The sequence below is a fragment of the Klebsiella sp. genome (assembly GCF_027492335.1).
Lineage (GTDB): Bacteria > Pseudomonadota > Gammaproteobacteria > Enterobacterales > Enterobacteriaceae > Klebsiella > Klebsiella huaxiensis.
In genome coordinates this window covers 77126-100637 of record NZ_JAPUEW010000008.1, presented here as the reverse complement: position 1 = coordinate 100637, position 23512 = coordinate 77126, and the positions used below count along the sequence as shown (strand labels likewise).

20 protein-coding genes are annotated in these 23512 nt (G+C 52.5%); 6 read left to right on the top strand and 14 right to left on the bottom strand.

The genetic code is table 11. The features are described from left to right. Positions 1-174: 174 nt before the first annotated feature. Genes QVF11_RS02480 through QVF11_RS02470 form a run of 3 tightly spaced genes read right to left on the bottom strand, consistent with a single transcriptional unit; the run spans position 175 to position 4219 of the window. Positions 175-1953, bottom strand: a complete 1779-nt coding sequence (locus QVF11_RS02480; protein WP_287855148.1) for a SmdB family multidrug efflux ABC transporter permease/ATP-binding protein — start codon at positions 1951-1953, stop codon at positions 175-177. Continuing rightward, positions 1946-3718 carry a SmdA family multidrug ABC transporter permease/ATP-binding protein gene (locus QVF11_RS02475; protein WP_287855147.1) on the bottom strand — a complete coding sequence of 591 codons (1773 nt, stop codon included), beginning with the start codon at positions 3716-3718 and terminating at the stop codon, positions 1946-1948. The genes QVF11_RS02480 and QVF11_RS02475 overlap by 8 nt, the downstream gene beginning before the upstream one ends. Before the next feature lie 42 nt (positions 3719-3760). Then, complete coding sequence (locus QVF11_RS02470) at positions 3761-4219, bottom strand: Lrp/AsnC family transcriptional regulator (protein WP_110273733.1); 459 nt, start codon at positions 4217-4219, stop codon at positions 3761-3763. Between the two features lie 115 nt (positions 4220-4334). Between QVF11_RS02470 and QVF11_RS02465 the strand changes: the two genes are divergently transcribed. Beyond that, the gene (locus QVF11_RS02465; RefSeq protein ID WP_142512186.1) at positions 4335-5387 is read left to right on the top strand and encodes a PLP-dependent cysteine synthase family protein; all 1053 of its coding nucleotides are present in this window, start codon (positions 4335-4337) and stop codon (positions 5385-5387) included. Positions 5388-5433: 46 nt separating this feature from the next. Here the strand turns inward: QVF11_RS02465 and cof are convergent, their stop codons facing one another. Further along, the gene (gene cof / locus QVF11_RS02460; RefSeq protein WP_287855146.1) at positions 5434-6252 is read right to left on the bottom strand and encodes an HMP-PP phosphatase; all 819 of its coding nucleotides are present in this window, start codon (positions 6250-6252) and stop codon (positions 5434-5436) included. 397 nt (positions 6253-6649) lie between these two features. Here cof and QVF11_RS02455 point away from each other — a divergent pair, with 397 nt between their 5' ends. Both QVF11_RS02455 and queC read left to right on the top strand, forming a co-directional pair. Then, positions 6650-8350, top strand: coding sequence for an SgrR family transcriptional regulator (locus QVF11_RS02455; RefSeq protein WP_287855145.1), 1701 nt, complete (start codon positions 6650-6652; stop codon positions 8348-8350). A 66-nt stretch (positions 8351-8416) separates the two neighbouring features. After that, positions 8417-9112: a 7-cyano-7-deazaguanine synthase QueC gene (queC, locus tag QVF11_RS02450; protein ID WP_142512189.1), complete on the top strand. Its 696-nt coding sequence runs from the start codon at positions 8417-8419 to the stop codon at positions 9110-9112. A 109-nt stretch (positions 9113-9221) separates the two neighbouring features. On the opposite strand, the gene QVF11_RS02445 is transcribed toward queC, so the two are convergent. The 10 genes from QVF11_RS02445 to bolA all read right to left on the bottom strand — a co-directional run bounded on the left by QVF11_RS02445 (position 9222) and on the right by bolA (position 19669). Beyond that, positions 9222-9623 (bottom strand): YbgC/FadM family acyl-CoA thioesterase, encoded by a 402-nt coding sequence (locus tag QVF11_RS02445; protein ID WP_142512190.1) that lies wholly within the window; start codon positions 9621-9623, stop codon positions 9222-9224. A 109-nt stretch (positions 9624-9732) separates the two neighbouring features. Further along, positions 9733-10104, bottom strand: a complete 372-nt coding sequence (locus tag QVF11_RS02440; protein ID WP_287855144.1) for a helix-hairpin-helix domain-containing protein — start codon at positions 10102-10104, stop codon at positions 9733-9735. A gap of 148 nt (positions 10105-10252) precedes the next feature. Beyond that, positions 10253-12127 carry a peptidylprolyl isomerase gene (gene ppiD, locus QVF11_RS02435; RefSeq protein ID WP_287855143.1) on the bottom strand — a complete coding sequence of 625 codons (1875 nt, stop codon included), beginning with the start codon at positions 12125-12127 and terminating at the stop codon, positions 10253-10255. Between the two features lie 213 nt (positions 12128-12340). Next, a complete protein-coding gene (hupB, locus tag QVF11_RS02430; RefSeq protein WP_002444653.1) occupies positions 12341-12613 on the bottom strand; it encodes a nucleoid-associated protein HU-beta in 273 nt (90 codons plus the stop codon). A gap of 208 nt (positions 12614-12821) precedes the next feature. Beyond that, positions 12822-15176 (bottom strand): endopeptidase La, encoded by a 2355-nt coding sequence (gene lon / locus QVF11_RS02425; protein WP_287855142.1) that lies wholly within the window; start codon positions 15174-15176, stop codon positions 12822-12824. 184 nt (positions 15177-15360) lie between these two features. Then, positions 15361-16635, bottom strand: a complete 1275-nt coding sequence (gene clpX, locus QVF11_RS02420) for an ATP-dependent protease ATP-binding subunit ClpX (RefSeq protein WP_110273742.1) — start codon at positions 16633-16635, stop codon at positions 15361-15363. A gap of 132 nt (positions 16636-16767) precedes the next feature. After that, positions 16768-17391 carry an ATP-dependent Clp endopeptidase proteolytic subunit ClpP gene (gene clpP / locus QVF11_RS02415; protein WP_110273743.1) on the bottom strand — a complete coding sequence of 208 codons (624 nt, stop codon included), beginning with the start codon at positions 17389-17391 and terminating at the stop codon, positions 16768-16770. A 314-nt stretch (positions 17392-17705) separates the two neighbouring features. After that, positions 17706-19004, bottom strand: a complete 1299-nt coding sequence (tig, locus tag QVF11_RS02410) for a trigger factor (protein WP_110273744.1) — start codon at positions 19002-19004, stop codon at positions 17706-17708. Positions 19005-19152: 148 nt separating this feature from the next. Next, positions 19153-19317 (bottom strand): hypothetical protein, encoded by a 165-nt coding sequence (locus QVF11_RS02405; protein WP_167492816.1) that lies wholly within the window; start codon positions 19315-19317, stop codon positions 19153-19155. Between the two features lie 34 nt (positions 19318-19351). Beyond that, positions 19352-19669 carry a transcriptional regulator BolA gene (bolA, locus tag QVF11_RS02400; RefSeq protein ID WP_110273745.1) on the bottom strand — a complete coding sequence of 106 codons (318 nt, stop codon included), beginning with the start codon at positions 19667-19669 and terminating at the stop codon, positions 19352-19354. A 305-nt stretch (positions 19670-19974) separates the two neighbouring features. On the opposite strand from bolA, the gene QVF11_RS02395 reads away from it, so the two are divergent. The 3 genes from QVF11_RS02395 (at position 19975) to cyoA (ending at position 23502) form a co-directional block, all read left to right on the top strand. Continuing rightward, positions 19975-20553, top strand: coding sequence for a lipoprotein (locus tag QVF11_RS02395; RefSeq protein WP_110273918.1), 579 nt, complete (start codon positions 19975-19977; stop codon positions 20551-20553). Between the two features lie 45 nt (positions 20554-20598). Then, complete coding sequence (gene ampG, locus QVF11_RS02390; RefSeq protein ID WP_287855141.1) at positions 20599-22074, top strand: muropeptide MFS transporter AmpG; 1476 nt, start codon at positions 20599-20601, stop codon at positions 22072-22074. 480 nt (positions 22075-22554) lie between these two features. Next, positions 22555-23502 carry a cytochrome o ubiquinol oxidase subunit II gene (gene cyoA / locus QVF11_RS02385; protein WP_112214140.1) on the top strand — a complete coding sequence of 316 codons (948 nt, stop codon included), beginning with the start codon at positions 22555-22557 and terminating at the stop codon, positions 23500-23502. Positions 23503-23512: the final 10 nt, after the last annotated feature.

Genomic DNA, 23512 nt, shown 5'->3' with positions numbered 1-23512 from the left:
AGAAATGAAAAAGGGCCGCAAAGCGGCCCCTCTGGAGGGAGAAAGAAAAGAAATCGCTTGAAACGAAGCGGAAAAACGCTATGACCGCCTAAAAATGCACCATTTCAGTGCGTGATATGTGACGTTTTTGCACCACCGCAAACCGCCAAACCCGCGCTGCCTGTTCATGGTGCATCAGGCAATAAGCGACTCTTCCTGCACGCTGGCCGCCAGCTCTTCGCCAGCCAGCTGCAGCTGGTACATCTGCCAGTAACGACCTTTTGCCGTCAGCAGCTGTTGATGATTCCCGCGCTCTACGGCCTGGCCGCGATGCAGCACCAGGATAGTATCGGCCTCAACAATGGTCGATAAACGGTGGGCGATAACGACAAGCGTAGTGTGCTCGCGAACCCGCGCCAGGGCCTGCTGGATCGCCTGCTCAGTACCTGAGTCGATATTGGCCGTTGCTTCATCAAGGATCAGCACCTGCGGGGTATCAACCAGCACCCGCGCCAGCGCCAGCAGCTGCTTCTGACCAACGGAGAGATTGTTCCCCTGCTCGCCCAGTTGCGTATAAATCCCGTCTTCCATTTCGCGGGCAAGCTCTGCCAACTGCACCGCTTCCAGCGCCTCCCAAACCTGCTCTTCGCTGATGTCACGACCGAGAGTAACGTTGGCATAGAAGGTATCGGCCAGCACCACAGGGTCCTGCTGCACCATCGCAATCCCCTGACGCAACGCGCTGTGGCTTAATGAAGAGAGCGGACGGCCATCGATACGAATTTCACCTTTGGTCAACGGGTAGTAGCCCATCATCAGGCTAGCCAGAGTACTTTTGCCGCTGCCAGTATGACCGACCAGCGCCACAAAGCTGCGGGACGGGATATCGAGATTGATATCCTGCAACACCAGGCTATCGTCGCGGTAGGCAAAAGAGAGATTTTCAATACTAATCGCACCGCTGCGCAGCGGCTCGCTATCCTCTCCCCACGTCTGACGCGGTTTATCCATCAGTTCGAAGACGCGCTCGCCCGCAACGACCGCCTGCTGCAGCATTGACTGCTGGGTCGTCAGCTCAATGAGCGGCTCGTTCAGTCGGCCAAGATAGCTAATAAAAGCGTACAAAACCCCAACCTCAATCGTTCCGCTACTGCTAAAGCCAAATAGCATCAGCAGGCCGCAGAGAATTAACGAAGAGAACAGGCTCAGCAGCGGGCGTAACAGGAAACCGTCAAGGCGCAAAGTTTGCATTCGCGCCAGGTAGTGCGCATAGCTGGCTTCGCGCATCCGCTCGCCGAACCGCGCCTGCTGGCGGAACTGCTGGATAACGCCCATGCCGTTAATTACTTCGTTGAAGCCATCGTTGATATCCGCCAGCCAGGCGCGGACGCGTCTGACGATCGGCGTACTGTAGCGTTGATAAATCATCATCACGATCAGCACTGCCGGGAAGATAGCGATCGCCACCAGCGCCATCCGCCAGTCAAGGCTGAACATCGCCACCAGCATCGCGCCAATCAGCGCGGCGCTGCGCAACACCGTTGCCACCACGGTCACGTACAGATCGCGGATCACCTCGGTATCGTTGGTGACTCGCGAAATAAGCTGCCCCACCGGTTGAGTATCAAACTCGCTGAGCGGCTGGCGCAGTGCGGCATCCATCACGTCACTACGCAGTTGCTGCACGACGCCAACCGCTGCGCGGTTAAACAACAGAGACTGGCAGTAATGCAGGCCCGCAGCCAGAAGTTGCAAGCCAAGATAGGCCACCGCAAGACCGCTAACCAGCTTCAGCGGCAGAGAATTCTTTGCCACCATATTATCGATGAAGTAGCTGATCAGCAGCGGGCCGCTGACCTCCGCCACCGCCGCTACCCACATGACGGCAACGGCAATCATCAGCTGTTTCCGCCACGGGGAACCGTAGGCCAGCAGGCGTTTTAACGTCGGCCAGAGTTGAGTGAAACTACGCACCGGTGACCTCCTCGTGCTCCTGCACAACATCATCCAGCGCCGCTTCGAGCTGCTGATAGCGATACATATCGCGATACCAGCCCGGCTGTGCTGCAAGGGCTTCGTGGCGACCACGTTGGGCCACGTGCCCATGTTGCATCACCAGAATCTCGCTGGCCTCAGTCAACGCCGATAAGCGATGGGCGCTGATGATCACCGTTCTCCCCTCACCCCACTGTCGCAGGTTATGCAAAATTTGATGCTCCGTACGGCCATCCACTGCCGAGAGCGCATCATCAAGAATCAGGATCTCGGCCTCCAGCAGCAGCGCGCGGGCTATGGAAATGCGCTGCTTCTGCCCACCAGAAAGCATCACGCCGCGCTCACCAACCTCGGTGTTATATCCCTGTGGCAGGCGCAGAATATCCTCATGTACGCTGGCGAGACGCGCAACGTGTTCGATTTGCTCCTGCGTAGCGTCCGGTCTACCCAGCGCGATATTGCTGGCGACGGTATCGGAAAATAAAAACGGGGTCTGATTCACTACCGCCAGCCGGGCGCGCCAGCTATCCAACTGGAGTCGGGTCAGAGGAACGCCGTGGAAACAGATATCCCCATCGGTTATATCGAAATGACGCTGAATCAACGCCAGAATGGTACTTTTACCGGCACCCGTCGGCCCACATATTCCCAGCATTTGACCAGGCTGTAGCGTAAAGTTGACCTTTTCCAGTGAGGATTTATGCGCCTGCGGATAGATAAATTCGCGAACGGCTACGTTGAGCGTACCTCGTCCTTCAGGTGCAGGTTCGCTTCCGTCTTTAACTACCGGAGCCTCTTCCAGCATGGTACGAATGCGCGAATAGGCAGCACTCCCGCGCTCGACGATATTAAACATCCACGCCAGCGCCAGCATCGGCCAAATCATCAGTCCAAGGTACATAATAAAGCTGGTAAGCTGACCCAGGGTCATGTTGCCTTGCAGCACCATCCAGCTACCGCCACCGATCGCCAGCAGGTTGGCGGTGCCAATCGCAATATAGATCGTCGGGTCAAAGCGAGCATCAATGCGCGCCACGCGCATATTTTTCGTCCCGGTATCCGCGGCATCGGCAGCGAACTGCGCCGATTGCCGTTCTTCAAGGCCAAAGGCTTTGATCATACGGATGCTGGTGAGACTCTCCTGAGTACGGTCGTTCAGGCTGGAGAATGCCGCCTGCGCTACGCGAAAGCGCTCATGTAGCGCATCACCGTTACGCTTAATTGCCAGCGCCATAATCGGCATCGGCAGCAGCGCCAGCAGGGTTAACTGCCAGCTGATTTGCGTGGACATCACAATCAGCACCGCGCAGCCCATCACCATGGAGTCAACTAACGTCAACACGCCTTCCCCCGCGGCGAAAACTACCCGGTCAACGTCGTTAGTCGCCCGGGCAATCAGGTCCCCGGTGCGATGACGCAGGTAAAAAGCCGGATGCTGACGACTGAGCTGGCGATAGAAATCTTCACGCAGTTCGACAGCCAGCTGATAGGAAGCACCGAACAGCAGCACGCGCCAGACGTAGCGCAGCAGGTAAACCATCACCGCAATAACCACCAGCAGGCCGATCCACATCCACACCTTTTCCGCGGTGTAATGTTGTTTCGTGACGCCATCAACCACGATGCCGACCACTTTCGGCGGCACCAGTTGCAGGATGGCTATGATGATCAGCAGAGCAATAGCGCCGAGGTAACGACGCCACTCCCGGCGGAAATACCAGCTAAGTTGAGCAAATAATCGCAAGCGGTTAAATCCTGAGTATGTAATTCGTAGCGGCAGATGCCGTTAATCAATAGGCAAGGCTGTGGTGTATTTTATCTGTTCCATGGCGAAACTCGAAGTGACATCCGACAGGCCCGGCACGCTGTTAACCAGACGTTTATAAAAATTGTCATAGTTTTTCATGTCAGCGACCTGAACCCGCAGCAGGTAGTCATATTCCCCCGCCATACGCCAGAAGCCGAGGACCTCCGCCATTTGCGTGACCTCGCTGACAAAACGGCAGTACCAGTCGCTACTGTGGTGCTGAGTCTTAATCAGCACAAACGCCGTCAGGCCAAGTCCAACCTTTTCAGCATCCAGCAGAGCGACTCGCCCGCGGAGAATACCTTCGTCTTCCAGACGTTTCAGGCGTTTCCAGCAGGGCGTGGTGGTCAGATTAACGGCATCAGCCAGCGCCTGCAAAGAGAGGGTGCAGTCGGTTTGTAGTAGAGAAAGCAGCTTTCGGTCAATTTTATCTAACATTACGCACCTCGGGAGAAAATTTTACTCCTTTTATTGTAATTGAAAGGCTAAATGGCAACAATTTTTCCTTCGATTTCCGTTAAGCTGGGCACAAAATGACAAACAGGAAATCAAGATGAACAGCGCCTGGGTAAAACACGCGATTAGTGAAATTAATGCCGATTATCAGCGTTCCGCCGACACGCACCTTATTCGTCTGGCGCTGCCGGGATTCACCGGGATTCAAATCTACCTTAAAGATGAGAGTACTCACCCAACCGGTAGCCTGAAGCATCGTCTGGCGCGTTCGCTGTTTCTCTATGGCCTGTGCAATGGCTGGATTAAAGAAGGGACGACGATTATTGAGTCCTCTTCGGGTTCGACTGCCGTTTCGGAAGCCTACTTCGCTCGACTGTTGGGCCTGCCGTTTATTGCCGTTATGCCCTCATGCACCGCAAAGCGCAAAATTGAACAAATTGAGTTCTACGGCGGCCGCTGCCACTTTGTCGATAGCGCCTGCGAAATCTATGCCGCGTCCGAAACGCTGGCTCGCGAGCTGAACGGTCATTATATGGATCAGTTTACCTTTGCCGAGCGCGCCACCGACTGGCGGGGCAACAATAATATCGCCGACAGTATCTTCCGTCAGATGACCCATGAACCGCACCCGCAGCCGTCATATATCGTGATGAGCGCGGGCACCGGCGGCACCTCGGCCACCATTGGCCGCTACATTCGCAGCCAGGGTTACGATACCAGGCTGATGGTGGTTGACCCGCAAAACTCCGTATTCATAGATTACTGGCAAAGCCGCGATGCCAGCCTGCGCAGCCCGGTCGGTAGCAAAATTGAAGGTATTGGTCGTCCGCGCGTCGAACCTTCATTTATTCCCGATGTGGTCGACGAGATGCTGCGCGTGCCGGATGCCGCCAGCGTCGCCACCGCGCTGTGGTTGGAAACGCTGCTCGGGCGTAAGGTAGGGGCATCAACCGGCACCAATATGTGGGGCGTACTGCAACTGGCCGTACGTATGCGAGAAGAAGGCCGCACTGGCTCCATCGTCACGTTACTGTGCGACAGCGGCGAACGCTACCTGGAGAGCTATTACAACCCGCAGTGGGTAGCAGCCAATATCGGCGATATCGCCCCATGGCAGGCAAAAATCGCCGAAATGCTCCACGTAAAATAAAAAAAGCCAGATATCACAAGATATCTGGCTCGCTGGTAGGGTCTCTCTATTCGGGGGAATAAGGAAGATCAGGATTATCCAGCCAATGCGTCAAAAAGTGGGAGACCGCCTGATGGCGGCAGTCGCCAATGATCGGTAGATGAGGTAACTGTGCTTTGAGTTGAGCCATGGCATTGCCCATAATCACACCGCGCCCGACGCTGCCAAGCATTTCCCGGTCGTTCATAGCGTCACCAAACGCCATGCAGTCCTGCAACGTCAGGCCGAGATGCTGGCTCAGCACCGCCAGCGCAGAACCTTTGTTACACCCTGTCGGCAGCACTTCCAGGCAATCCATTGCCGAAAAACACAAATGCGCGCTAGCCCCCAGCGCTTCATTCAGTTGGATCCGCAACCGGCGCAGATCGTCATGATCGCCACAGAAGCAGATCTTGGTTACCTGATGCGCTGGCATGCGTTTCGGATCGCGAAGCTGATAATGGAAGCCGCTATAGACATGCGCCTTCAGCATTTCAGGGATTTCGCGCCCGGTAAACCAGCCATTGTCATTAAAGATATGCATGCTGGCTGTCGTTTCCCAGGCACTATGCAATACTTCTTCCGCCACTTGCGGGGCGAGATCGCGACGATGCAGCTCTTCTCCCTCCAGAGAGTGAATGCGCGTTCCGTTACCAGTAATGAGAAACGCATCAAGCGAGAACTCACCAATAACATGGCGCATTTCCAGCGCATGGCGACCGGTAGCAAACGTCAGGGTGATATCACGATCGCGCAGGCGTTTGAGCGTCGAAAGCGTTTTTTCTCCCAGACGATGGTCCGGCATCAGTAACGTACCGTCCATATCAAATGCAGCCAGTCTTGCCATATTCTCTTCCCCGAAGCGTGATGGATTTTGCTTGTGTTGCAGTATTGCCTGAGATATACGGAAGTAATAGTGAATAGATGAATTTTATTGTTCCGGTTTTATATCCGTCATACTTCAAGTTGCTTATGTGTTGGCTACGGATTACTCGGCCCATCCGTGGGCCTCGCCCTTACGGGCCGTCGCAAGCGACGTTCAAATCTGCTCCCGGCAGATTTGTCGCTCACCCCAGTCACATAGTTATCTATGCTCCTGGGGATTAATGAGAGGCTCCTGCCTCTCACCGGAGGCCAGCCTTCGGCTGGTCAAATTCGTTCCCGACGAATTTGTCACTCCCTTGCCGTCTTTAAGCAACTCGAATTATTTAGGGTATATAGACAAACATCAGGATAAAGCGAAGATGAGGCTATTAAACCGTCTAAATCAGTACCAGCGCCTCTGGCAACCCTCTCAAGGCGAGCCGCAGCAGGTCACCGTTGGCGAACTGGCGGAACGCTGTTTTTGCAGCGAGCGCCATATTCGTACGCTGTTGCGCCAGGCACAGGAGGCAGGCTGGTTAAGCTGGCAGGCCAGCTCCGGGCGCGGAAAACGCGGGCGACTCCTGTTTTATAAAGCACCGGAGACGCTGCGCAATGAAATGATGGAGCAGGCGTTAAATAAAGGGCAGCAGCAGAATGCACTTGAACTTGCCCAGCTTGCACCGGTGGAACTCAAAGCGCTGCTCTATCCTTTTCTCGGGGGGCAATGGCAAAACAATACGCCCACGCTACGTATTCCTTACTATCGCCCGCTGGAACCTCTGCGCCCTGGTTTTTTACCCGGACGGGCTGAACAACATCTGGCCGGACAGATTTTTTCTGGCCTGACCCGATTTGATGCACTAAGTATCGGTCCAATGGGAGATTTAGCGCACCATTGGGAAGTCTCGCCTGATGGCCTACGCTGGAATTTTTATATCCGCTCCACGCTATTCTGGCATAACGGCGATCCTGTTGAGACATCACAACTACGCCAGCAGCTACTCATGCTATTGGAACTCCCCGCGCTGCGAACGCTATTCGCCAGTATCAGCGAGATTAGCGTCCCCCACGCCCAATGCCTGACAATCACCCTGCTCCGGGCAGATTTTTGGCTGCCGTTTCGCCTGGCGAGTTACTGTAGCGTACTGGCACATCCGGACGATCCGGCCATTGGTAGCGGGCCCTTCCGCCTAAAACTATTTAGCCCGGACCTGGTGAGACTAGAAAACCATCCGCGTTATCACCTCAGCCATCCTTTGATTCAGGCCGTTGAATTCTGGATCACACCGCAGTTATTTGAGCAGGATCTGGGCACCAGCTGCCGCCATCCAGTACAGATAACGATTGGCGACCCCGACGAGTTAACCAATTTACGACAAGTCAGCAATAGTATTAGCCTTGGTTTTTGCTATCTGACTCTGCGCCAGAGTCACCGCTTAAGCAAAGCGCAAGCTCAGCGGCTGGTGTCGTTAATTCATCATTCATCGCTACTGGAAACCCTCCCCCTGGACGAAGACCTGATCGCTCCCAGCAATGAGTTACTGCCCGGCTGGTCTATTCCACAAGGGCCGGAAAATCTTGATATATCGCTGCCAGAAAAACTCACCCTGCTCTATCATCTTCCCGTAGAGCTTCATGCCATGGCAGAGCAGCTCAGGCAACGACTGGCGACATTAGGCTGCGAGTTAACAATTATTTTTCACGATGCTAAAAACTGGGATGGCTGCCAGCAGCTTGCGAAAGCGGATCTGATGATGGGCGATCGTCTGATAGGCGAAGCGCCTGAGTACACGCTGGAACAGTGGTTACGCTGCGACGCACTGTGGCCTAATTTGTTGACCGGGGCACAATATGCCCACTTACAGGCCACGCTCGATGCCGTGCAGGCGCTACCAGACGAACACAGCCGCAACGAAGCGTTGCGCAATGTGTTTAACAACCTGATGGATGACGCCATCATGACGCCGCTATTTAATTATAATTATCGTATTAGCGCTCCGCCGGGTGTCAACGGCCTGCGTCTGAACGCTCGCGGCTGGTTTGATTTTGCCAGCGCCTGGCTCCCGGCATCAACGCCGTGACAGAGCTGGTCGCCACGCTCATCAGGCGCTACCATATCCTCTTTACATTGATAGTCAGGAATTACCATGAAACGCGCCGTAGTTGTCTTCAGTGGAGGACAGGATTCGACGACCTGCCTGGTGCAGGCTCTACAACAGTATGATGAAGTGCATTGCGTCACGTTTGATTATGGCCAACGCCATCGCGCCGAGATTGATGTCGCTCGTGAGCTGGCGATGAAACTGGGGGCGGTCGCCCACAAAGTGCTGGATGTCACCCTGCTTAACGAACTGGCGATCAGTAGTTTAACTCGCGATAGCATCCCGGTACCGGATTATGAACCGGATGCCAACGGCATCCCCAACACCTTCGTTCCCGGACGCAACATTCTATTTTTAACTCTGACAGCGATTTACGCCTATCAGGTTAAGGCCGAAGCGATTATTACCGGCGTTTGCGAGACCGACTTTTCTGGCTACCCGGACTGTCGAGATGAGTTCGTAAAAGCGCTGCACCACGCGGTCAGCCTGGGAATGGCAAAGGATATCCGTTTTGAGACGCCGCTGATGTGGCTGAATAAAGCCGAGACCTGGGCCCTGGCCGATTATTGGGGTCAGTTAGATCTGGTGCGCCAGGAAACCCTGACCTGCTATAACGGCATTAAAGGCGACGGCTGCGGACAATGCGCCGCCTGTCATCTTCGCGCTAACGGGTTGAATCAATATCAGGCTGATAAGCCGGGTATTATGGCGGTGATGAAGCGCAAAACAGGGCTGGAGTAATCAGCTATTTCCCCGGAGGCGGCGCTCGACGCGCCTTGTCCGGGCTACCGGACTGTTCGCGACTGTGAACCCGTAGCCCGGCGCCACCGGGAAGAAAGCGGAAGCTACATTAGCGTAAATTCATCTGATCAAGCTTCTCACGTAGTTCACCTTCAAGCGGCAGCGCTTTCTGCGTTTTTAAATCAATGCAGACAAAGGTGATGAGCGCATCAGCGACCACTTCTCCGTTAGGGTTCAGGGTCACGACCTGGCTTAACGTCCCGCTTTTCCCATTCAACTGCTCCAGCTTGCTGGTGACGGTAAGAACATCACCCAATACCGCCGGTCGGCGATAGTTGATATTGATGTTCACCACCACGAAGGCGATGTTGTGCGCAGTCATCCAGTGAAAGGCAGCGCTATTTTCCAGCCCATCCCAGCGCGCCTCTTCGAGAAACTCCAGATAACGCGCATTATTCACATGCTGGTAAACATCCAGATGATAGCCACGAACTTTGATTTGTGTCTGCATAGCGCAAATGCCTTACTTGAATTGTTATTTTGAGGTCAGAGGTCACACCACTTGTGTAACCTCTTCAGTCTGGCAAATATTTACGACTGTGCAAACTTCAACTGAAAATTTATAGCTTCAAATGAGACAGATTTCTCTCCACCAGCGAGTTGCCCATCCCCGGAACCTGTTTAAGATCGTCAACGGTTTTAAACGGTCCGTATTCCTCGCGATAGCTCACGATAGCCTGCGCTTTTTTTATGCCAACGCCATTCAAAGCCTGGGCGAGTTCTTCTGCACTGGCGTTATTAATACTAACCCTGGTTCCTTCACTATCAGCCGCGTTTATCGCATCAGGGGCTTTCACCTGCGGCGCTTGCACACTCTCCTTACTCGTCGTCGCCGACGCTTTACCACTCGAAGGCGCGGCTAAAACCACCTGACTCCCCGTCGCGCAAACCAGTACGGCGGCGGCAATAAGCGTTCTCATTCCTCGTTTCATGCTGTTATCTCCTTGTTTGTTGACAGCAAGGGCACGATAGCGAGTAGAGAAAAAGAGTACAAAAGGCAAAATGCAGAAATGGAAAAGGCCGCGAAAGCGGCCTTTGAGCATTACATCACGTTACTTGCTTTTGCGAAGCTACGCGAAATTATTGCTGCTGATCGATGATGTCACCGAGCTTAATTTTTGCTGCTTTACGCAGGTTACTCATCAGCGCTTCAAAAGCGATTTGAGCGTTATTCTGGGTGATCCCCTGAACCATCGCTTTTTTCTGCTCTTCCGGCATCGTGCCTGCTTTCACTTCGTCCAGCGCCAGCAGTACGACGTTGCCTTGCATATCAGAACTCACACCGTAGCTCGGTTTGCCCGACTGCGGCAACGGCAGTGCAAATACTGCCTGGCTCAGTGCTTCCTGACCGGTGCGGGACAGCGTCTGCGGAGCGCCGAAACTCAGGCCAGCGGCTTTCATCGCCTCATCGCCTTTGCCCTCTTTAAGCGCCACCAGAAGCTTGTCGGCGTCCAGTTTAGCCTGCTGCTCCGCCTTGCTGTGCTTGACGATATCGCTGACCTGCGTTTTCACATCCGCCAGCGGTTTCACCGCTTCTGGTTTATGCTCGCTAATGCGCAGAACAAATGCACGATCGCCATCAACGGTGATGATGTCGGAGTTACTGCCAGGAGTACCGCTTTCACCAACCAAACCACCGTTGAAGATAGCATCAGAAACCGGTTTGAAGTTCAGCTCTTGCGGAATGTTGTCACGACCAAACCAGCCGGTTTCAACGACTTTCAGCCCGGCAACCTGTGCGGCACCTGCCAAAGACTCGTTATCGTTGCTCGCCGCATCGCTCACTTTCTGCTGTAGCGCGTAGTAAGCGTCCAGTGCTTTATCCTGTTTCACCTTCGCCGCGATATCAGCGCGCACGTCAGCCAGCGGTTTAACCTGTGCTGCCTGAACGTCATCAAGGCGCGCCACCAGGAAACCTACGGAAGATTTAATTACGCCAGACAGCTGACCTTTGTCTTTCAGGCCCGCATCTTTCAGCTCAGGCACGGTCGCTGCATCTTCCAGCCATCCCATATCGCCGCCGTTACGAGCAGAGATGATATCGGTGGACTTTTCTTTCGCCAGGGTGGCGAAATCAACCCCCTTCTTCAGCTCATCAAGCACCGCCTGAGCATCCGCTTCAGTCTTGGTCTGAATGATGCTGTAGCGGTTACGCTGCGGCTGAGTGAACTGATCCTGATGCTGGTCGTACCATGACTGAATTTCTTCGTCAGAGACGTTTTCCTGCATGCTCGCGGCATCCATCTGGATGTAGCTTACGCGGAACTGTTCCGGCGACATAAAACGCGCCTGATTCTGCTGATAGTAAGCGTTGATTTCGTCGTCGGTTACGGACTGCTTCGCCGCCAGCGCGTTCACGTCGATAGTTGCTTCACGCACCACACGCTGTTGGGAAACCAGTGCCGCCAGCTGATCGGACTCGCCCGGCAGCATAAAGTCGGTACCCGCTACAGCGGTAATCAGCTGCTGCGTGGTCAACTGGTTACGCAGCGCTTGCGCATACTGGTCCGTCGTCATACCCATCTGATTAACGATACGGCTGAAGCGCTCGTTATCAAATTTGCCATCAGCCTGGAAAGCCTGGGTCTGAAAGATAGCCTGCTTAACCTGGTCGTCACTAATGTTAAGACCGAGTTCACGGGCATACTGATCGAGCAGCGCCTCGTCAATCAGACGGTTCAGCACCTGCTGACGCATGGTTTTCATGTAATTTTCATTGGCCGCCAGTTCAGAGAACTGATCGCCAAGCTGTTGCTGCATGCGATTACGTTCGCTGGCAACGGCATTTTCAAATTGGGCGCGACCAATCTCCTGGTCATTAATTTTCGCGGCATAGTTGTTACCACCGCCAATCAGGTAACCACTCACCCCGGTCAAAATGAACGAGACAATAATGATACCGAAAATAATCTTGAGCACGACGCTATTGGCAGCCGTGCGTAGGTTGTCCATCATGGTGTAACAACGCTCCGCTGTAGATGACTTTTGCTCGCGCAGCATAGCATGTGATGGCTGCTGCGCGTGAGGACGTATTTTGACAAGAAAACTGGGTGATTGTCAGCCCACAAGTGCGTATAAACTCACATTAAGTCGCATTCTGGCAAATAAAAAAGGCACATCTCACGATGCGCCCTTGTACTTCGTCACAGACCCCAGTGGGGAAGTCGATCAGTTTACCGCGTCTTTCAGCGCTTTACCTGCACGGAAACCCGGTACTTTAGCAGCGGCGATGGTGATTTCTTTACCTGTTTGCGGATTGCGGCCAGTACGGGCAGCGCGCTCTTTAACAGCAAAAGTACCAAACCCTACCAGCGCAACGTCATCCCCAGCCTGCAGAGATTCAGTAACAGAAGCGATTAAAGCATCTAACGCACGTCCAGCTGCGGCTTTAGAAATGTCCGCACCGGCAGCAATTTTGTCAATCAGTTGAGATTTATTCACTGTTCTCTTCCTCTCTTTATAATTTATATCGCACCAGAATCCTTCGTGGTGCGACCGCGCAGCAGTTATATCAGGACTGTCATGCCCTTACAACAGCGTTGTAAATGACCCCCCTGCCAGCGATCTAAGTTAGCGATACAAAAAAAGGCTGGCAAGTGCGAATTTACTTACCAGCCCTATTTTTCTTAGCGCTATTTGCGCAAAGTCACTATTTTGCCGTGACGACTTCCATGCCGAACGGTTCGTTCTGCAGCGCAAGTGCCAGAACTTCCTCGATTCGTTTCACCGGATGGATATCTAAATCGGCAATAACGTTATCTGGAATTTCTTCAAGGTCACGTTTATTTTCATCAGGAATCAGAACTGTCTTAATGCCGCCACGATGTGCAGCCAGCAGTTTTTCCTTCAGACCACCGATTGGCAACACCAGTCCGCGCAGGGTAATTTCCCCGGTCATTGCCACATCGGCACGCACCGGATTCCCCGTCAGACAGGAAACCAGAGCGGTACACATCGCGATACCAGCGCTTGGACCATCTTTCGGCGTTGCCCCTTCCGGTACGTGAACATGGATATCGCGTTTTTCGTAAAAGTCTGAGTTAATTCCCAGCTTATCCGCACGCGAACGCACCACGGTCAACGCTGCCTGGATGGATTCCTGCATGACTTCACCAAGCGATCCGGTATAGGTCAATTTGCCTTTACCTGGGACGCAGGCGGTTTCAATAGTCAGCAGATCGCCACCCACTTCCGTCCACGCCAGGCCGGTCACCTGACCGACACGGTTTTCGTTATCGGCACGGCCATAGTCATAGCGCTGCACGCCAAGGAAATCATGCAGGTTGTCGCCGTTAATCTCGATGTGTTTCAGCGTCTTATCCAGCAACAGCTGTTTAACCGCCTTACGGCACAGTTTAGAGATTTCACGTTCCAGACCGCGCACGCCCGCTTCACGGGTGTAATAACGAATGATGCCAACAATAGCGCTATCATCAACCGTCAGTTCGCCTTTCTTCAGCGCGTTACGCTCAATCTGTTTCGACAACAGGTGACGTTTAGCGATGTTCAGCTTTTCATCTTCGGTATAGCCGGAGAGACGAATCACTTCCATACGGTCCAGCAGCGGTGCCGGAATGTTCATGGAGTTAGAGGTCGCCACAAACATCACGTCGCTGAGATCGTAATCCACTTCCAGATAGTGGTCGTTAAAGGCCACGTTCTGTTCCGGATCCAATACTTCCAACAGCGCCGATGCCGGATCGCCACGCATGTCGGAGGACATTTTGTCGATCTCATCAAGCAGGAATAGCGGGTTTTTAACGCCCACTTTCGCCATCTTCTGGATAAGCTTGCCCGGCATAGAGCCAATGTAGGTACGACGGTGACCGCGGATTTCCGCTTCATCACGCACGCCGCCCAGCGCCATACGCACGTATTTACGTCCGGTTGCTTTGGCAATGGACTGGCCCAGCGAGGTTTTACCCACTCCCGGCGGTCCAACCAGGCACAGGATCGGCCCTTTGAGCTTGTGAACACGGCTCTGCACCGCGAGGTACTCAAGAATACGATCCTTCACGCGCTCCAGACCGTAGTGATCGGTGTCGAGGATCTCCTGAGCCTGACGCAGATCTTTTTTGACCTTGCTGCGGGCGTTCCACGGTACCTGCACCATCCAGTCGATGTAGCCACGAACGACGGTCGCTTCCGCCGACATAGGGGACATCATCTTCAGTTTTTGCAGTTCCGCTTCGGTTTTTTCTTTTGCCTCTTTCGGCATTTTCGCCGCGTCGATCTTGCGCTTCAGCGCTTCGTTTTCGTCCGGGGCGTCATCCATCTCGCCGAGCTCTTTTTGAATGGCTTTCATTTGCTCATTCAGGTAGTACTCGCGTTGAGATTTTTCCATCTGCTTTTTCACGCGGTTGCGAATACGCTTCTCAACCTGCAGCAGATCGATTTCCGATTCCATCATCGCCATCAGATATTCCAGACGTTCGTTAACGTCGGACATCTCCAGCACGGACTGTTTGTCCGCCAGCTTCAGCGGCATATGCGCAGCGATGGTATCCGCCAGACGCGCAGGATCGTCGATGCTATTGAGCGACGTCAGCACTTCTGGTGGGATTTTTTTGTTCAGCTTGATGTAGCCTTCAAACTGGCTGATAGCGGTGCGAACCAGTACTTCCTGCTCGCGCTCGTCAATCGCCGGCGATTCAAGATATTCCGCTTTCGCCGAAAAATGCTCGCCGTTATCAGACAGTGCAAAAATACGCGCGCGCTGCAAACCTTCGACCAGTACTTTTACCGTACCGTCCGGAAGCTTCAGCATTTGCAAAATAGACGCCACGGTCCCGACGGTGAAAAGATCGTTTACACCCGGCTCATCCGTCGACGCTTCTTTCTGCGCAACCAACATGATTTTTTTATCATGGTCCATGGCCGCTTCGAGACAACGGATAGATTTTTCCCGCCCTACAAACAGGGGTATGACCATGTGCGGATAAACCACCACATCGCGCAACGGCAATACGGGGATTTCAATGCGTTCAGAACGCTCAGGATTCATAGAGCTCTCTCTTAGTTTAAAGTCCGCCAGGTAGCCGGCGACGCAATTCAACGACGCGTCGCCGTTAATATGTTAAGCAGTATATGGGGATGTATTCCACACATTCAACGGCGGGAATGCAGGAAAAATAAAAGGGGAGATAAAATCCCCCCTTTTTGGTTAACTGCTTGAGCAAGTTGGCTAATTATTCACCAGATGCTTGTTGCGCTTCCGGTTTACCGTAAATCAGCAGCGGCTTGCTTTGCCCTTCGATGACTGATGCATCGATAACCACTTTTTCGACATCTTCCATTGATGGAAGATCGTACATGGTATCAAGCAACGCAGCTTCGACGATGGAACGCAGGCCACGAGCACCGGTTTTGCGCGCCATTGCTTTCTTAGCGATTGCGTCCAGCGCTTCTTCGCGGAACTCCAGTTCAGCCCCTTCCAGGTTGAACAACGCCTGATACTGCTTGGTCAGGGCGTTTTTCGGCTCTTTCAGGATCTGAATCAGCGCTTCTTCGCTCAGCTCTGTCAGCGTTGCCACCACCGGCAAACGACCGATGAATTCCGGAATCAGACCAAATTTGATCAGATCTTCCGGCTCAACCTGAGACAGCAGCTCGCCTTCGCTGGCTTTGTCGGATTTCGCCTTAACCGTCGCGCCGAAACCAATACCTGAACCGGTTTCTACACGGTGGGAAATGACTTTATCCAGCCCGGCAAATGCGCCACCGCAGATAAACAGAATCTTGGAGGTATCAACCTGCAAAAATTCCTGCTGTGGATGCTTACGCCCGCCCTGCGGCGGTACAGCAGCAACGGTGCCTTCGATAAGCTTCAGCAGCGCCTGCTGCACACCTTCGCCAGAAACATCGCGGGTAATCGACGGGTTATCCGATTTACGGGAAATCTTGTCGATTTCATCGATATAGACAATGCCGCGCTGCGCTTTCTGCACGTCGTAATCGCACTTCTGCAACAGCTTCTGGATAATGTTCTCAACATCTTCCCCCACATAACCGGCTTCGGTCAGGGTTGTCGCATCAGCCATGGTGAACGGAACATCCAACAGGCGCGCCAGAGTTTCCGCCAGTAGCGTTTTACCGGAACCCGTCGGCCCGATCAGCAGAATGTTACTTTTACCCAATTCAACGCCGTTGCTGGTGTCGCCATTACGCAGACGTTTGTAGTGGTTGTATACCGCCACCGCCAGCACTTTTTTCGCCGGTTCCTGGCCGATAACGTAGTCGTCAAGATGGTGGCGAATTTCGTGCGGAGTCGGCAGTGCACTGCGCTCGCGATGCGGTGCGACTTCTTTGATTTCTTCGCGAATGATGTCGTTACATAAATCAACGCATTCGTCGCAGATATACACGGATGGCCCGGCGATTAGCTTACGCACTTCATGCTGGCTTTTGCCGCAAAAAGAGCAGTACAACAGTTTGCCCGAACCATCTTTGCGTTTATCTGTCATGAGTCCAAACCTCTTATTAAGTTCTTTGTGCCGCACACGACGACGCAAATGCCATTCTCAGGCGCAAGCCGCTCGCAAGCATTGTGCCGCCCTCTTTCAAACAAGTATAGCGGCACCCTTGCGCCAGGGGCATCAATTACGATGAGTCAAAATGGAGTCGACGAGGCCGTATTCCACTGCTTCCGAGGCAGAAAGGAAGCGGTCACGCTCGGTGTCGCGCTCGATCTGCTCAAGGGATTGACCCGTATGGTGCGCCATCAGTTCATTCATGCGCCCTTTCACTTTCAGGATTTCACGGGCGTGGATTTCAATATCCGTCGCCTGGCCCTGGTAGCCGCCCAGCGGCTGGTGAATCATCACACGGGAGTTTGGCAGACAGAAACGTTTATCTTTCGCCCCGGCAGTCAGCAGGAACGCGCCCATTGAACAAGCCTGCCCCATACAGATGGTGCTGACGTCAGGCTTAATAAACTGCATGGTGTCGTAGATAGACATTCCGGCGGTGATCACCCCACCCGGCGAGTTAATGTACAGGTAGATATCTTTTTCCGGGTTTTCCGCTTCCAGAAACAGCATCTGCGCCACGATCAAGTTAGCCATGTGGTCTTCTACCTGGCCGGTCATAAAAATGACTCGCTCCTTGAGCAGACGGGAGTAAATATCAAATGAACGTTCGCCGCGTGAGGTCTGTTCAATGACCATCGGCACCAGGGCCATATGGGGTGCAAAGTTATCTCGTTCGCCACTGTATGACATTTCCGTCTCCTGGATTAATTTGAAAAAAACCGCTGCACTGATTGTAACCTTATGGACGGATTATCAGCCAGAATTTCTGCCTCAGGCAGAAGTGCATATATGCATACTTTATGACAAAGCATGATCATGCCGGTGCAGTTACGTCTCTCGGTTATGGGGATGGCGTCGCCATAATTCAAGCATAACAACCTTTTGGCGTAACGCTATCACTGAAATCGGCTTTTCGCACTCTTCCTAAGGCTATCATTGCAATAAAAAAACCCGCCGCCTTTCGGCAACGGGTTTTTGCTCAAACCTTAAACCTTGGGGCGAAATTACGCCTGCTGGTTCATCAGTTCGCTGAAGGAAGTGGCCGTTTCAGACACTTTAGCTTTCGCCAGCACGGCTTCAACTGCCTGCTCTTCCAGCGCGACGTTGCGCATGTTGTCCATCAGCTCTTTGTTTTTGCTGTAGAACTCAACAACTTCTTTCGGATCTTCGTAAGCAGAAGCCATCTCTTCAATCAGGCCTTTTACGCGATCTTCGTCAGCTTTCAGCTCGTGGGTACGAATCACTTCGCCCAGCAGCAGACCAACAACAACGCGGCGTTTAGCCTGTTCTTCGAACAGTTCACGCGGCAGTTCCAGAGCCTGTTGCTCGTTACCACCAAAGCGCTGAGCAGCCTGGCGACGCAGAACGTCGATTTCGCTGTCGATCAGTGCAGACGGTACATCGATATCGTTAGCTTTTACCAGACCTTCGATAGCCTGAGACTTAACGCGGTTACGTACTGCGCCTTTCAGCTCGCGCTCCATGTTTTTACGCACTTCAGCGCGCAGACCGGCTACAGAACCATCTTCAACGCCGAAACGCTTGATGAATTCTTCAGTCAGTTCCGGCAGTTCACGTTCTTCAACTTTCTTCAGGTTGATAACGAATTTAGCCGCTTTACCTTTCAGGTTTTCTGCGTGGTACTCTTCCGGGAAGGTCACGTCGATAGTGAACTCTTCGCCCGCTTTGTGACCTTTGATACCGTCTTCAAAGCCTGGGATCATACGACCCTGGCCCATCGCCAGTACGAAGTCAGACGCTTTACCGCCTTCAAACTCTTCGCCGTCAACGGAACCGGTGAAGTCAACGGTGACGCGATCTTCTGCATCAACAGCGCCGTCTTTATCTTTCCAGTTAGCCTGCTGTTTACGCAGGGTATCCAGCATGGTATCAACGTCAGCGTCAGTGACTTCAACAACCGGTTTTTCAACTTCGATTGCTTCCAGACCCTGCAGTTCAACTTCCGGATAGACTTCGAACTCTACTGCGTAGGTGAAATCTTCACCCAGCTTGTATTCGCCCGGAACGTAGTTCGGTGCGCCAGCCGGATTAATCTTCTCTTTGATGATCGCGTCAACGAAGTTGCGGCTCATCAGGTCACCCAGCACGTCCTGGCGAACAGAAGCGCCATAACGCTGAGCAACAACATTCATCGGCACTTTGCCTTTACGGAAGCCGTCAATGCGAACTTTTTTCGCTACGTTGACCAGCTCACTTTTGACAGCATTCTCGATGCTGTCAGCGGCGATAGTAATCGTTACACGGCGCCCAAGGCCCTGAGTGGTTTCAACTGAAACTTGCATCTTGTTACCTCAAAAAAATCACAGTGCTCGGTCAACTCTGGAAGCGCGTGTAGGTTGCTTCGCAGAACCGGGATGCCCTCTTCAAATCAGAAACACATTCCCTGTCGTCAGAATCATCCCGAAGACATTCATAATAAAAGACGCGGCATTATAGCGGCATCACTTTTGTGAGTCGAGAACGGTTGTCGCCCACTGTTGCGGCATTTTTCACATTTCCCGAGCAAATCTGCCTGTAAAAACGCTCAAGCTGAATGTTTTCCAGGCAAAACAAAACGGCCCGTAGGCCGTTTTCTGATAAATCTTCACGCAACATACTGGAAAAGCTCCAGCGGTTGCAAATGCGATTTCTACGCGATACTTCCAGCTCCGCGACAAGGAGGAGAAGCGAAGATGGTATCCTGCAGTCCTTCCCACTCTTTAATCGTATAGGTATGCAGCGCCAGAGCATGCACGGTGCTTGAGAGTTCCTCTGTCAACGTCCCATAAATCATGCGATGACGATTGAGAAAACGCTCGCCAAGGAAGCGATCGCTCACCAACACCACTTTAAAATGACTTTCAGAGCCCGCAGGAACGTTGTGGCGATAACTTTCATCCACGACTTCAAGATACACCGGGTCGAACGCTGCTCTAAGTTTTGCTTCGATCTGTTCACGTATCATCATGAATTTTCTCCTCCGACAACGCTGTATTGCCGCCATTCCCTTTAAATGTTAGCCGCTTTTACCGCTTCCATTAGGGGAAAACAACAAAAAATTAGCATTCCTCCGATATTTTCATTCAAAAGTATCGGGTTTACTCACTCAGTCCGTCAGAACTACCGCCAAAATCATGATAATAAATGAGGCAAGAACAGAAAACGCACAAGACGATGAATTTACATGCGTTGCTACTTCCCCTTGCCGTTGGCGATGTTATGATGACGGGAATTTCCTCAATTACCACTCCACCACGCGTTGAGACCCTGAACATGTTTAAGAAAATTCTTTTTCCTTTGGTCGCGCTGTTTATGCTGGCCGGATGCGCCACTCCGCCGACCACCATTGATGTTTCACCAAAAATCACCCTGCCGCAGCAGGATCCAAGTCTGATGGGCGTGACCGTCAGTATCAACGGCGCCGATCAGCGTCCGGACCAGGCGCTGGCAAAAGTCACTCGCGACAACCAGCAGGTCACGCTGACGGCCTCCCGCGACCTGCGTTTCTTACTGCAGGAAGTGCTGGAAAAACAGATGACCTCTCGCGGCTATATGATTGGTCCGAACGGCGCTGTTGACCTGCAAATTATCGTTAACAAATTGTACGCTGACGTCTCCCAGGGCAATGTGCGTTACAACATCGCAACTAAAGCTGATATTGCGATCATCGCGACCGCTGCAAACGGCAATAAAATGAACAAAAACTATCGCGCCAGCTACACCGTTGAAGGCGCATTCCAGGCTTCCAACCAGAATATCGCCAACGCGGTCAATAGCGTCCTGACCGATACCATTGCCGATATGGCGCAGGACACCAGCATTCACGATTTCATCAAACAAAACGCTCGTTAATTAATCGCAGACCCGGCCTCGCGCCGGGTCTGCGCTATATATCTTATGTCCAATCATTACTTACGCATTTTCACGCAGCCTAAATCGGCCATTTTGCTGATCCTTGGCTTTGCTTCTGGGTTACCCCTCGCCCTCACATCCGGTACGCTGCAAGCTTGGATGACCGTTGAGAATATCGATCTAAAAACGATTGGTTTTTTCTCCCTCGTCGGTCAGGCCTACGTCTTTAAGTTTCTTTGGTCGCCTTTGATGGACCGCTACACGCCGCCTTTTCTTGGTCGTCGTCGCGGCTGGCTGTTAGCGACCCAGTTCCTGTTACTTATCGCTATTGCGGCAATGGGATTCCTTGAGCCTTCTACGCAATTACGCTGGATGGCGGCGCTGGCGGTGGTTATCGCCTTTTGTTCCGCGTCTCAGGATATCGTCTTCGATGCGTGGAAAACGGATGTTCTTGCAGCAGAAGAGCGCGGTACCGGCGCGGCAATCAGCGTGCTGGGCTATCGTTTAGGTATGCTGGTTTCCGGCGGATTAGCACTCTGGCTAGCCGACCGCTGGCTAGGATGGCAGGGAATGTACTGGCTGATGGCCGCGCTGCTGATCCCCTGCATCATCGCCACCCTGTTAGCCCCGGAACCCAGCGACGTTATCCCGGTACCGAAAACGCTGGAACAGGCCGTTGCCGCACCATTACGCGATTTCTTCGGTCGCAACAACGCCTGGCTAATCCTGCTGCTGATCGTCCTTTATAAGCTTGGCGACGCTTTTGCCATGAGCCTGACTACCACATTTCTGATTCGCGGTGTCGGTTTTGATGCAGGCGAAGTGGGTATGGTCAATAAAACGCTGGGCCTGTTCGCCACCATTGTTGGCGCACTATATGGTGGAGTATTAATGCAGCGCCTGACGCTGTTCCGCGCGCTGTTCATTTTTGGTCTCTTGCAGGGAGTGTCCAACGCTGGTTACTGGCTGCTGTCGATTACCGATAAACACCTTTTCTCGATGGCGACGGCGGTGTTTTTCGAAAACCTGTGCGGTGGGATGGGTACGGCGGCATTCGTCGCGCTGCTGATGACGCTCTGCAATAAATCCTTCTCAGCCACGCAATTTGCGCTGCTCTCCGCACTTTCCGCCGTCGGGCGCGTGTACGTTGGCCCTATTGCGGGTTGGTTTGTTGAAGCGCACGGCTGGCCTACGTTCTATCTCTTCTCTGTGGTTGCCGCTGTGCCGGGGATTTTGCTGCTGCTGGTCTGCCGACGGACGCTGGAACATACCCAGCGATCGGAGAGCTTTATGCCACGCACGCACTTTCCGCAGACTTATTCGCTGGCATTAATGATTCTGGCGGTAGGGTGTTTGATGCTGTCGATATGGCTGCTTTTACTGGTGCTAAATGCGCTGGATTACACCAACTTTTCCTTCCTTGCTGGCCTGCTGGAGATCGCCGTGCTGACAGCCATTGGCGGTATTTTGCTCGGTGCTTTTCTTGATTATCTGGCGTTACGCAAAACTGAGCTGATTTAAATCATCCTGGAAGCGTTAGGGGACGTTGTAATTACGAAACGTAATTATAACGTCTTATTAACGATTTTATATTCATCATACTTCATTTGTTGTTTTGTGCGTTTTAGATTTCTGGAAATTATTGACAACTTTCATTCTATTTTATAAAAAATTTAACCGATTCAGCTCGAGTGATTTATTTTCCCGCTTTTATCACGTCTTTTATTTGATGCGTAATTGTTAATTATTTGTTTTATTTTACGCATGGTTATACTCATTACCTTATAAGTCACTCCATTCTTATCTCTTTCGCTATCAATCCCGCATAAATCAAGCTTTGCAAGCTATTACGTCACACTTCGTAACATATGTGACAAACCAAGCAGAAGCCGCTAACACGGAGCAGACACAGATCCAATGATGTTTACAGTAATGCAACCTTCCCGTAAAATGCCCGTACACTTTAAGCGCCACCAGATTCCGTGGAATTGAGGTCGTTCAATGAGACTTAGGAAATACAATAAAAGTTTGGGATGGATGTCATTAATCGCAGGTACTGTATTACTCAGTGGTTGTGATTCTGCGCTCCTCGACCCAAAAGGACAGATTGGACTGGAGCAACGCTCTCTGATTCTGACGGCCTTTGGCCTGATGATGATTGTCGTTATTCCAGCCGTCTTGATGGCAGTAGGATTTGCCTGGAAGTATCGTGCGAGCAATAAAGATGCGAAGTATAGCCCGAACTGGTCACACTCCAACAAAGTTGAAGCTGTGGTCTGGACGGTTCCTATTCTGATCATCCTGTTCCTGGCCGTTCTGACCTGGAAAACAACTCACGCATTAGAGCCAAGCAAACCGCTTGCTCACGATGAAAAACCAATCGTTATCGAAGTCGTTTCGATGGACTGGAAATGGTTCTTCATCTATCCGGAACAAGGTATTGCTACCGTCAACGAAATCGCCTTCCCGGCGAACGTACCGGTACACTTCAAAGTGACCTCCAATTCCGTGATGAACTCGTTCTTTATCCCACGTTTAGGTAGCCAGATTTACGCCATGGCCGGGATGCAGACTCAGCTGCACCTCATCGCGAATGAACCTGGTACTTACGACGGTATCTCCGCCAGCTATAGCGGCCCGGGCTTCTCAGGAATGAAGTTCAAAGCTATCGCCACGCCGGATCGCGCAACCTTCGATCAGTGGGTAGCGAAAGCCAAACAGTCTGCGAATGCCATGGATTCTATGGATACATTCGACAAACTGGCTGCGCCTAGCGAATACAACAAAGTGGAATACTTCTCTGACGTGAAACCTGATTTGTTTAAAGATGTTGTTAACAAATTTATGTCTCACGGTAAGAGCATGGATATGTCCCAACCAGAAGGCGAGCACGCAGCGCATGAAGGAATGGAAGGCATGGACATGAGCCACGCGGAAACCGCTCACTAAGGGGCCGAGG